Genomic DNA, 10,867 nt, shown 5'->3' on the forward strand with positions numbered 1-10,867 from the left:
CGCCCCGCAACGACGTGCGTTCGGTCACGTCGCACGCGGGGAGAGCCCCCCGCAACGACGTGCGTTCGGTCACGTCGCACGCGGGGAGAGCCGTCAGGTTTGACCCTGCGCCGTGCGGTCCGTACCCTAGAACGTCGGCGCGTCGTGTACGCGCTGGTCATGTGTGCCGCCGTCGCGGCGCCGACGCGAACCCCCACGGGAACCGGTGAACACCGGTGGCAGCGGGATGTGCGCGGGCGCAGGCAGGGCACCAAGTATTTCGACTGAGCATGTGACAAGCAGTTCGACGAGCAGAGATGAGCAGCAACGTGGTGTACGCGATCGTGAAGGCTGGCGGCCGCCAGGAGAAGGTCGCTGTGGGCGACGTCGTCGTCGTCGACCGCCTCGGCGCGCAGGCCGGGTCGACCATCGAGCTGACCGCCCTGCTGCTCGTCGACGGCGAGAAGGTCACCACCGACGCCAAGGCCCTGGCCAAGGTGAAGGTGACGGCGGAGGTCGTGCGGGACGAGAAGGGTCCCAAGATCGACATCCTCAAGTACAAGAACAAGACCGGCTACCGCAAGCGCCAGGGTCACCGCCAGAAGCTGACCCGCCTCAAGGTCACCGGCATCTCCTGATCTCGCGCCGTCGGCCGGTCGGCCGCAGGCACGCGCAGCCCCCCACACTCTGAGCACGAAAGCAGGCACGTCATGGCACACAAGAAGGGCGCGAGCTCCTCGCGCAACGGTCGCGACTCGAACGCCCAGCGTCTGGGCGTCAAGCGCTTCGGTGGCCAGGTCGTCAAGGCCGGCGAGATCATCGTCCGCCAGCGCGGCACGCACTTCCACCCCGGCGTGAACGTGGGCCGTGGCGGCGACGACACGCTGTTCGCCCTCGCCCCGGGCGCCGTGACCTTCGGGACGCGCCGTGGCCGCAAGGTCATCGACATCGTGGTGGCGGCCGAGGTCTGAGCAGGTCATGACGACGCGGCATCGGTCCGCGTCGGGTCATTCGTGGAAGGGGCGCACCGGTGCGGGCAACGGTGGCAACGGCGGCTCGGTGATCATCGAGGTGGACCCGCAGGTCACCACGCTGCTCGACTACCACCACTCGCCGCACCGGCACGCGCCGTCCGGCACGCAGGGCATGGGCGACCACCGCTCCGGCTCGACGGGCGTCGACCTGGTGCTCGGTGTCCCCGACGGCACCGTGGTCAAGTCGCCCGACGGCACGGTCCTCGCGGACCTGGTCGGCGTCGGCGCGCAGTACGTCGCCGCGTCCGGCGGCCGCGGAGGTCTGGGCAACGCCGCCCTCGCCTCGCAGCGCCGCAAGGCTCCTGGCTTCGCGCTGCTGGGCGAGCCGGGTACCGAGCAGGACATCGTGCTCGAGCTCAAGACCATCGCGGACGTCGCCCTGGTGGGGTACCCGAGCGCCGGGAAGTCCAGCCTTGTGGCCGCCATCTCCGCGGCCCGGCCCAAGATCGCCGACTACCCCTTCACGACGCTCGTCCCGAACTTGGGCGTGGTGCAGGCGGGGGGCGCGCGGTACACGGTCGCCGACGTCCCCGGGCTCATCCCGGGCGCGTCCGAGGGACGCGGGCTGGGCCTGGAGTTCCTCCGCCACATCGAGCGCTGCGCCGTCATCGTGCACGTGCTCGACTGCGCGACCCTCGAGCCCGACCGGGACCCGATGTCGGACCTGGAGGACATCGAGGCCGAGCTGCGCACGTACGCGGGCGACCTGTCCATCGAGGGCGGTCGTGTGCCCCTGCTGGAGCGCCCGCAGATCGTCGTGCTCAACAAGATCGACGTCCCCGAGGCGCGCGAGCTCGCCGAGCTGGTCAAGCCCGACCTGGAGGCCCGCGGGTTCCGCGTCTTCGAAGTCTCGACCGCCAGCCACGAGGGTCTGCGTCTGCTGACGTACGCCCTCGGGGAGATCGTCGACAAGGCCCGTCGTGACGCGCCGGCGCCGGAGAACACCCGCGTCGTCCTGCGCCCGAAGGCGGTGGACGACGCCGGCTTCACGGTGACGCGCCGCGAGGTCGAGGGCCAGGGCGTCTACTACTGGGTGCGGGGCGAGAAGCCCGAGCGCTGGGTGCGTCAGACCGACTTCACCAACGACGAGGCCGTCGGGTACCTGGCGGACCGGCTTGCGCGGCTTGGTGTCGAGGAGAAGCTGTTCGCCGCGGGCGCCGTCGCCGGCGACGAGGTGCGGATCGGCCCCGAGCACAACGCGGTCGTCTTCGACTGGGAGCCCACGCTCATGACCGGGTCCGAGTTTCTCGGCGGTCCGCGCGGGGTCGACCTGCGCATCGAGGACCGGTCGCGGCCGACGCGTGGCGAGAAGCGCCAGGAGTACAAGGAGCGCATGGACGCCAAGACCGAGGCGCGCGAGGAGCTGTGGACCGAGCGCGAGGCCGGTGTCTGGACCGACGCGGCCAAGGAGTGATGTCCGGGACCCGGATATTCGCGTGACCGGCACCTGCCACGCGGCAGAATGCCGAACGTGACCGTCGACGCCCTGCAGGACCGCCAGCAGCTGGTCTCGGCGTCCCGCGTGGTCGTCAAGATCGGCTCGTCGTCGCTGACCACTCCCGACGGCCGGCTCGCGCCCGAGCGGCTGACCGCGCTGGTCGACGTGCTCGCCGCACGGCGCGCGGCCGGCGGCCAGGTGGTGCTGGTGTCCTCCGGCGCGATCGCCGCCGGGCTCGGCCCGCTCGGGTTGGCAGCCCGCCCGCGTGACCTGGCGACGCAGCAGGCGGCGGCCTCCGTCGGGCAGGGGCTCCTGGTCGCCCACTACACGGCCGCGTTCGCCCGCCACGGGCTGCAGGTCGGCCAGGTGCTGCTGACCGCCGACGACACCGTGCGGCGCGTCCACTACCGCAACGCGCACCGCGCGCTCACCCGGCTGCTCGACCTCGGCATCGTCCCCGTCATCAACGAGAACGACGCGGTCGCCACCGACGAGATCCGGTTCGGGGACAACGACCGGCTCGCAGCCCTCGTCTCGCACCTGGTGCACGCGGACGCGCTCGTCCTGCTCAGCGACGTCGACTCGCTCTACACCGGCCCGCCGTCGCGCGACGGGTCCCGGCGCATCGCGTCCGTCGTGCACGCGGAGGACCTCGAAGGCATCGACGTCGCCTCGCGGGGGAGCGCGGTCGGCACGGGGGGCATGGTGACCAAGCTGGAGTCGGTGGCGATCGCCACCCAGTCCGGCGTGCCGGTGGTCCTCACGTCGGCCGCCCAGGCGGCCCAGGCGCTGGCCGGTGAGGACGTCGGCACCTGGTTCACCGCCACCGGTCGCCGCACCTCGATCCGTCGGCTCTGGCTCGCCCACGCGGCCAGCACCCGCGGACGCCTGGTCCTCGACGCCGGTGCGGTCCGGGCGGTGCTCGAGCGGGGGACGTCTCTGCTGCCCGCCGGCGTGACCGGCGTCGAGGGGACGTTCGAGGCGGGCGACCCCGTCGAGCTCGTCGGCCCGGACGGTCACCTCGTGGCGCGCGGGCTGGTCTCGTACGACGCCGAGGAGGTCCCGCCGCTGCTGGGCCGCTCGACCTCCGAGCTGCGCGAGGCGCTGGGCCCGGGGTACGACCGCGAGCTGGTGCACCGCGACGACCTGGTCCTGGTCCGCAAGCGTCGCTGACCCTCAGGCAGGACGTCCGAGCATCTGGTCGCCATGACGACCWCTAGCTCGGACGTCCCGGTCGCTTCACCACAGCTCTGGCGCTCACGTGCTCGGACGTGGTGCGTCACCCCGTGTCGCAGGGCACCGGTCCCGGACTGCGCGAAGAGGCGGAGCACACCCGCGACCTGCTGCGAGCGATCCCGGTGGAGCGGGTGGCCGGCTAGCGGTCGACGCGCGCGCCGCCGCCGCCGGCGAGCTTGAGCACGTCGGCCGTGGTGACCATCGTGGTGTCGCCGGGCGTGGTCATGGCGAGCGCCCCGTGCGCGGCCCCGTACTCGACGGCGGTCTGCAGCGGCTGCCCGTCGAGCAGGCCGTAGATGAGGCCGGACGCGAAGGAGTCGCCGCCGCCCACGCGGTCGAGGATCTCGAGCCGCTCGCGGTGCGTGGCCTGCACGACACCGGTGGACGGGGACCAGGCGAGGGCGCCCCAGTCGTTGACGGAGGCCGACCGGACGGTGCGCATCGTCGTGCCGATGACCGCGAAGTTCGGGTAGGCGGCCGCGGCGGTGGTGATCATGGCGGCGAACTTGTCCACCTCGAGCTCGGAGAGGGTCGCGTCCCCGCCCTCGACCTCGAAGCCGAGCGACGCGGTGAAGTCCTCCTCGTTGCCGATCATCACGTCGATGTACGGCGCGATCTTCCGGTTGACCTCCTGGGCCTTGGCCAGCCCGCCGATCGCCTTCCACAGGCTCGGTCGGTAGTTGAGGTCGTAGGACACGACGGTCCCGTGCCTCTTCGCGGCGGTGACCGCCTCGATCACGGTCTGCGCGGCGGAGTCGCTGAGCGCGGCGAAGATGCCGCCGGTGTGCAGCCAGCGGACGCCGAGCTCGCCGAACAGGTGGTCCCAGTCCACGTCGCCGGGCTTCATCTGCGAGACCGCGGTGTGGCCGCGGTCGGAGACGCCGACGGCGCCGCGCACCCCGAAGCCGCGCTCGGTGAAGTTGAGGCCGTTGCGGACCTCGCGCCCGATGCCGTCGTAGGGCACCCACTGGATGAACGAGGTGTCCAGGCCGCCGGTGAGGACGAGGTCCTCCACCAGGTGCCCGACCTCGTTGTCCGCGAGCGCGGTGACGATCGCGGTGCGCAGCCCGAACGCCCGTCGCAGGCCGCGCGCGACGTTGTACTCCCCGCCGCCCTCCCACACCTGGAACGACCGCGACGTGCGGATGCGGCCCTCACCGGGATCGAGGCGGAGCATGACCTCGCCGAGCGACACCGCGTCGTAGCGGCACTCGGAGGCGGGGCGGAGGGTCAGGTCAGACATTCTGGAGCTCCCTGGTCTGCATCGTCACGAGCGCGATGGCGTCGACGGTGAGTGCGGTGATGGTGTCGAACCTCCCGCCGGCGACGAGCGTGCGCGGGCACATCCACGACCCACCCACCGCGACGACGTTCGGGAGCGCGAGGTACTCGACGAGGTTCTTCGGGCCGATGCCGCCCGTCGGCACGAAGCCGACGTGGCCGAACGGTGCCGCGAGCGCCGCGATCGCCGGAGCGCCGCCGGAGGTGCCGGCCGGGAAGAACTTGACCGTGGTCAGCCCAAGCTCCAGCGCGGCCTGCACCTCGGTCGCGGTGACCGCGCCGGGGAGGGCGAGCACTCCGAGCTCCTGGCAGCGCTCGACGACCGCGCGGCTCAGACCGGGCGAGACGACGTAGCGGGCGCCGGCCGCGACGGCCAGGTCGACCTGGGCGACGGTCAGGACGGTGCCGGCACCGACGAGGATGTCGCCGCGGCCGGCCATCACCCGGATGGACTCCTCGGCAGCAGCGGTGCGGAAGGTGACCTCGGCGACGGGCAGGCCGCCGGCGACCAGGGCTCCGGCGAGCGCGTCCGCGTCGGCCGCGTCGTCGAGCACGACCACCGGCACCAGGCGCGCGGTTCGTAGGGCAGTCAGGACGTCCATGGCGAGACTCGATTCATCGGTGGTGTGCAGCGGGGGAGTGCGGGAGCTCAGCGGGCCATCCAGCCGCCGTCGACGGCGAGGACCTGGCCGTGCACGTAGGCGGAGGCCGCGGAGGCCAGGAAGACGACGACGTTGCCGATGTCCTCCGGCTGACCCCAGCGGCCGGCGGGGATGCGGGCCGAGAGCTGCTCCAGGCGTGCCGGGTCGGCGAGCAGCGCGGCGTTCATCTCGGTGGCCATGTACCCGGGCGCGATCGCGTTGACGTTGACGCCCTTGCTCGACCACTCGTTGCACAGAGCCTTGGTGAGCTGGGCTACGCCGCCCTTGCTCGCGGCGTAGGCGGCCACGGTCAGGCCGCCCTGGAAGCTCAGCAGGGACGCGAGGTTGACGATCTTCCCCTCACCGCGCTCGAGCATCGGCCGGCCGAACAGCTGGCACAGCTGGAACACCGCCCGCAGGTTCACGTCGAGGACGCGGTCCCAGGCGTCGAGGGGGAAGTCGACCGCGGGGTGGCGGTCCTGCGTGCCGGCGTTGTTGACCAGGATGTCCACCCGGTGCTCGGCGAGCACCTGCGCCGCGGTCGTGGCAAGCGCGTCCGCATCGGCCAGGTCGAGGGCGACGAACTCCACCCGTCGGCCGAGCGTCGTGGCGCGCTCGGTGAGGGCACCGGGCAGCCCGCTGCGACCGAAGACGATGACGTCGGCGCCGGCCTCCAGGAGAGCGGTCGAGATGCCGAGGCCGAGGCCGCGCCCGCCCCCGGTGACGGCGGCGGTCCGGCCGTGCAGATCGAACGGCGTGCTCATGAGTCGGCCTTTCCTGGCAGGGGGGTGACCAGGACCTTGAGGCAGTCCTGGCCGGACGCCGCGGCGTCGAGCGCGGCGGCGACGTCGTCGAGCGCGAACGCCCGGGTGGGGAAGCCCTCGAGCAGCCCGTCGGCGATCAGCTCGATCGCACGCGTGACGTCCGCCGAGGTGTAGACGCGCACCCCGACGACCGACTGCTCCTTGAAGCAGACGGCTTGCAGGTCGATCGGGGTCGGCTGCTTGTAGACGCCGACGATGACGATGCGACCCCGCACGCGAGTGGTGGAGGCGAGCTCGGCGGCCACCGTGGGATGAGCGGCGGAGTCGAACGTGGTGTCCGCGCCCTCGCCCCCGGTGAGGGGGATGAGCGTCCTGGCCATGGTCGAGTCCGGTGCGACGACGGTGAACCCGAGCCCGGCGGCGACCTCGCGGCGCCAGGCGCTCGGCTCGGTGACGACCACGTGGGCTGCTCCGGCGTGGCGTGCGACGAGCGCGGTGAGCACGCCGATCGGGCCGGCGCCGTAGACGGCGACGGTGTCGCCGGCCTGCATGCCGGACWGGTCGACGGCGTGCACCGCGACCGCGAGCGGCTCGGCGAGCGTCGCCGTGCGGGGATCGACGCCGTCAGGTACCGCGTGCAGCACCTCGGGCGGGAGCGCGACGAGCTGCGCCATCGCGCCGGGTGCGTCGATGCCGTACAGGCCGAGCCGGCTGCACACGTGCGTCAGCCCGTCCCGGCACGCCTTGCACTCGCCGCAGCTGATCAGCGGCTCGACGACGACCAGCGTGCCCGCCGGGGGGCCGGTGGCTCCCGCCGTCTCGACCCAGCCTGACATCTCGTGGCCCAGGATCAGCGGGGCGGCCGCCCGCGGGTGCATGCCGTGCAGGATGGACAGGTCCGTCCCGCAGATCCCGTCGTAGGCGATCCTCACCAGCGCCCAACCCTCGGGCACCTCGGGGACCGGCACCTGCGTGACCTCGACCGAGTCGGCCGCGAGCCAGCGGGCCGCGGTCATCGTCGCCGGGATCATGCCGCCACCCCGCACGCGCTGTTGCGGCCGGGGGCTCCGAGGACCTCGGGGTTGACGATGTCGCGGGGTGCGCGGCCGGCGCAGACGTCGAGCGCGTTGGCGATCGTGCGGCGCTTGAGCTCGTCGTACGACTCCTCCGTGTACCAGGCCAGGTGCGGGGTGAGCACCACCGAGTCGAACGTGGTGAGCGGGTGCCCCGGCGGGAGCGGCTCGGTCTCGTGCACGTCGATCGCCGCACCGAGGATCGATCCCGTGCGCAGGGCCTCGACCAGCGCGTCGACGTCGACGACGCCCCCGCGGCTGGTGTTCACCAGGATCGCGTCCGACCGCATCCGCGCCAGCTGCGCGGCGCCGATCAGGTGGCGGGTGAGGTCCGTGAGCGGGGTGTGCAACGAGATGACCTGTGCACGTGCGAGGAGCTCGTCCAGGCCGACGGAGGCGAAGCCGTGGAACGACTCGGCGCCCGGTGCGGCGGCGATGTCGTAGCCGATCACCTCGTAGCCGAGACCGGCCGCCTTGCGCGCCGTGGCCGTGCCGATCAGGCCCATCCCGATGACCCCGAACACCCGCCCGCGGGTCTGGAAGAGCGGACGGACCGCCGGCAGGTCGAACGAGCCGGCACGCAGCCCGCGGTCCAGCCGCGGGATGCCACGGGCGGCCGCGAGTGCCAGGCCGATCGCGTGGTCGGAGACCGACTCGGTGCCGTAGTCGGGCACGTTGCACACGGCGATCCCGCGCGCGGTGGCGGCGGCGACGTCGACGGAGTCGACCCCCACGCCGTAGCGGCCGACGACGCGCAGCCGGGGCAGCGCGTCCATGACCTCGGCGGTGATCTGCGCGTACTGCACGAGGATGGCGTCGGCCTCTGCCGCGTGAGCGACCAGCTCGGCGGACGTCCGCGACTGCGTGAGGACCAGCTCGGCACCCGCCGCGTCGGCGATCTCGTGCTCGGCCGCGAACGAGTCGTGGTCGCACTCGGTGATGACGACGCGGGCGTCGGTGACCGTCATCGGGCGAGCCATCCACCGTCGACGGGCAGCGTGATGCCGTGGACGTAGTCCGCGGCGCGGGAGCACAGGAACAGGACCGCACCGGCGATGTCGGCCGCCTCCGCCCAGCGTCCGGCCGGGATGCGGTCGAGGATCGCCTTGCTGCGCTCGGCGTCCGCGCGCAGGTCCGTGGTGTTGGCGGTGGCGACGTACCCGGGGGCGACCGCGTTGACGTTGACGCCCAGGGGCGCCCACTCGTTGGCCAGGGCCTTGGTCAGGCCGGCGACCGCCGACTTGGAGGACGTGTAGCCGGGCACGTTCACGCCGCCCTGGAAGCTCAGCAGCGACGCGGTGTTGACGATCTTGCCGCCGCCGCGCGCGATCATCGATCGACCGACCTCGCGGGACAGGATGAACGTCGAGCGCAGGTTCACGTCGACCACGTAGTCGAAGTCCTCGTCCGTGTGCTCCGCTGCCGGAGCCCGGCGGATGGTCCCGCCGTTGTTGACCAGGACGTCGACGTCCCGACCGGCCAGGTCCGCGGCGAGCGCGGTGACCTGTTCGCGCACCRAGAAGTCGGCCTTCAGCGGGGTGAACGTGCGGCCGAGTCCCTCGACCACGGTCCGGGCCGCGCTCGCGCCCTCGGGCAGGTCGTAGCTGACCGCGACGATGTCGGCGCCCGCTCGCGCCAGCGTCTCGACGATCGCGAGCCCGATGCCCTGGCTGCCGCCGGTCACGACGGCGACCTTCCCCTCGAGGCTGAACAGGCTCTCCGTGTAGCTGGCGATCGTCATAGGGGTCGGGCTCCTTGGGGTGTGGGAGAGTGCGAGACGGGCTGGTGGCCGAGTGCCGCGGAGATCTTCGTGGCCGTGTCGGTGGCCATCGCCGCCATGTCCTCGATCTGCTCGAGCGTGTGCTCGAGCAGCAAGGTCGAGATGCTCACGCCGTACCCGACCCGTCCGGTGTGGTCGCGGACGGGTGCCGCGACGCAGCCGAGGCCCGGGACGTTCTCCTCGCGGTCGAGGGCGTAGCCGGCGCGGCGGACCGCGTCGATCTCGACCTGCAGGGCCGCGAGCGTGGTGATCGTGTGCGGCGTGCGGGCAGGCAGGCCGGCTCGGGCGGAGAACCGGGCGAGCTCCTCGTCGGACCGGTCGGCGAGCACGACCTTGCCGACGCCCGTCGAGTGCATCGGGACGGCGAGGCCCACCCGCGAGGGCATCACGTACGGCTTGTCGGGGTCGGCGCGGATCAGGTAGACGATCTCGTCGCCGTTGACCGCACCGAGGTGCACGGTGCACTGCGTCGCCGCCACCAGGTCGTCGACGAACGGGCGGGCGATCGCCGAGATGTCGATGCGGGAGAGCGCCCGGCCGGCGAGGGACAGGATCTTCGGGCCGGGCAGGTAGCTGCCGTCCGCCGCGACGGCGATGAACTGCCGGTCCGCGAGCGTGCTGAGGATCCGGTGCGTCGTCGCCTTCGCCAGCCCGGTGGCCTGCACCACCTCGGTGAACCGCGAGTGCGTGAGTGCCGCCTCCAGCACGAGCAGCGTCTTCTCGCTCGCGCTCGCCCCTGCACTCGTCCTGGTCCCGGTCGTCGTCGTCACGTTCCGTCTCTCCTTCGTCGTCGGTCGTCGTGCGTGGGGTCAGCGCAGGTCGGTGATGGGGAAGCCGTCCATGTCGTCGAACGACTGGTTCTCCCCGGCCATGGCCCAGACGAACGAGTAGCTCGCGGAGCCGACGCCCGAGTGCACGGACCAGCTCGGGGAGATCACGGCCTCGCGGTCGCCGACCACGACGTGCCGGCTCTCGGTCGGTTCGCCCATGAGGTGGATGACGCGCGCGTCGGACGGGAGGTCGAAGTACAGGTAGCACTCGGTCCGGCGGTCGTGCGTGTGCGCCGGCAGCGTGTTCCACATGCTGCCGGGGTGCAGCCGGGTGACGCCCATGACCACCTGGCAGCTGCGGACGCCCTGCTCGTGGATGTACTGGTTCAGTGTGCGGCGGTTCGAGGTGAGGGGGTCGCCGAGCTCGCGCTGGGTGCCCTGGCCGGCCTCGACGAGCGTCGTGGGGTAGGCGGTGTGGGCCGGCGCCGAGATCAGGTAGAAGCCCGCCGGACCCTCGTCCCCGTCCACGTCCGTCGACTCGAACGACACGACCTGCGCACCGCGGCCGATGTACAGGCAGGAGCCCTTGGTCAGCTCGTGCTTCGTTCCGTCCACCGAGATGGTCCCGGTGCCGCCGACGTTGACGACGCCCGCCTCGCGGTGGTCGAAGAAGTGGTCGGAGCGGATCTCCGGGAAGGAGCCCAGCTCGAGCGCGGTGCCGACGGGGCTGATGCCCGCGAGCACGATCCGGTCGTGGTGGGTGTAGACGGCCTTCACCTCACCCGGGACGAACAGGTCCTGGACCAGGTATCGGCGGCGGAGCTCGGCGGTGTCCATCCCGGGCACGTGCTCCGGGCTCGTGGCGTAGCGC

The 10,867-nt window shown here is 72.3% G+C and carries 12 protein-coding genes; 4 read left to right on the forward strand and 8 right to left on the reverse strand.

Annotation, left to right across the window (positions count from 1 at the left end):
• Positions 1-308 precede the first annotated feature (308 nt).
• From rplU to proB, 4 genes are all read left to right on the forward strand, one after another.
• On the forward strand, positions 309-617 hold the full coding sequence (gene rplU, locus AC1DUQ_RS10230; protein ID WP_200938597.1) for a 50S ribosomal protein L21: 309 nt from the start codon (positions 309-311) through the stop codon (positions 615-617).
• A 72-nt stretch (positions 618-689) separates the two neighbouring features.
• Positions 690-950, forward strand: coding sequence for a 50S ribosomal protein L27 (gene rpmA, locus AC1DUQ_RS10235; protein WP_055913072.1), 261 nt, complete (start codon positions 690-692; stop codon positions 948-950).
• A 7-nt stretch (positions 951-957) separates the two neighbouring features.
• On the forward strand, positions 958-2,427 hold the full coding sequence (obgE, locus tag AC1DUQ_RS10240) for a GTPase ObgE (protein ID WP_477073741.1): 1,470 nt from the start codon (positions 958-960) through the stop codon (positions 2,425-2,427).
• Between the two features lie 48 nt (positions 2,428-2,475).
• Positions 2,476-3,624 (forward strand): glutamate 5-kinase, encoded by a 1,149-nt coding sequence (gene proB, locus AC1DUQ_RS10245; RefSeq protein WP_477073742.1) that lies wholly within the window; start codon positions 2,476-2,478, stop codon positions 3,622-3,624.
• 202 nt (positions 3,625-3,826) lie between these two features.
• On the opposite strand, the gene AC1DUQ_RS10250 is transcribed toward proB, so the two are convergent.
• The 8 genes from AC1DUQ_RS10250 to kduI form a co-directional block, all read right to left on the reverse strand.
• Positions 3,827-4,930 carry a sugar kinase gene (locus AC1DUQ_RS10250; protein WP_477062995.1) on the reverse strand — a complete coding sequence of 368 codons (1,104 nt, stop codon included), beginning with the start codon at positions 4,928-4,930 and terminating at the stop codon, positions 3,827-3,829.
• Positions 4,923-5,570: a bifunctional 4-hydroxy-2-oxoglutarate aldolase/2-dehydro-3-deoxy-phosphogluconate aldolase gene (gene eda, locus AC1DUQ_RS10255; protein WP_477062994.1), complete on the reverse strand. Its 648-nt coding sequence runs from the start codon at positions 5,568-5,570 to the stop codon at positions 4,923-4,925. Before eda ends, AC1DUQ_RS10250 begins: the two co-directional genes overlap by 8 nt.
• A 47-nt stretch (positions 5,571-5,617) precedes the next feature.
• A complete protein-coding gene (locus tag AC1DUQ_RS10260) occupies positions 5,618-6,373 on the reverse strand; it encodes an SDR family oxidoreductase (protein ID WP_477062993.1) in 756 nt (251 codons plus the stop codon).
• Positions 6,370-7,404 carry a zinc-dependent alcohol dehydrogenase gene (locus tag AC1DUQ_RS10265; RefSeq protein ID WP_477073743.1) on the reverse strand — a complete coding sequence of 345 codons (1,035 nt, stop codon included), beginning with the start codon at positions 7,402-7,404 and terminating at the stop codon, positions 6,370-6,372. The genes AC1DUQ_RS10260 and AC1DUQ_RS10265 overlap by 4 nt, the downstream gene beginning before the upstream one ends.
• A complete protein-coding gene (locus AC1DUQ_RS10270) occupies positions 7,401-8,414 on the reverse strand; it encodes a C-terminal binding protein (protein WP_477062991.1) in 1,014 nt (337 codons plus the stop codon). The genes AC1DUQ_RS10265 and AC1DUQ_RS10270 overlap by 4 nt, the downstream gene beginning before the upstream one ends.
• Complete coding sequence (locus AC1DUQ_RS10275) at positions 8,411-9,187, reverse strand: SDR family oxidoreductase (protein ID WP_477073744.1); 777 nt, start codon at positions 9,185-9,187, stop codon at positions 8,411-8,413. Before AC1DUQ_RS10275 ends, AC1DUQ_RS10270 begins: the two co-directional genes overlap by 4 nt.
• Positions 9,184-9,996 (reverse strand): IclR family transcriptional regulator, encoded by an 813-nt coding sequence (locus AC1DUQ_RS10280; protein WP_477062989.1) that lies wholly within the window; start codon positions 9,994-9,996, stop codon positions 9,184-9,186. The genes AC1DUQ_RS10275 and AC1DUQ_RS10280 overlap by 4 nt, the downstream gene beginning before the upstream one ends.
• A 39-nt stretch (positions 9,997-10,035) precedes the next feature.
• A partial coding sequence (gene kduI, locus AC1DUQ_RS10285; protein ID WP_477073745.1) for a 5-dehydro-4-deoxy-D-glucuronate isomerase occupies positions 10,036-10,867 on the reverse strand: 832 nt, incomplete at its 5' end.

The organism is Cellulomonas sp. P4_B5_2, from assembly GCF_056402235.1.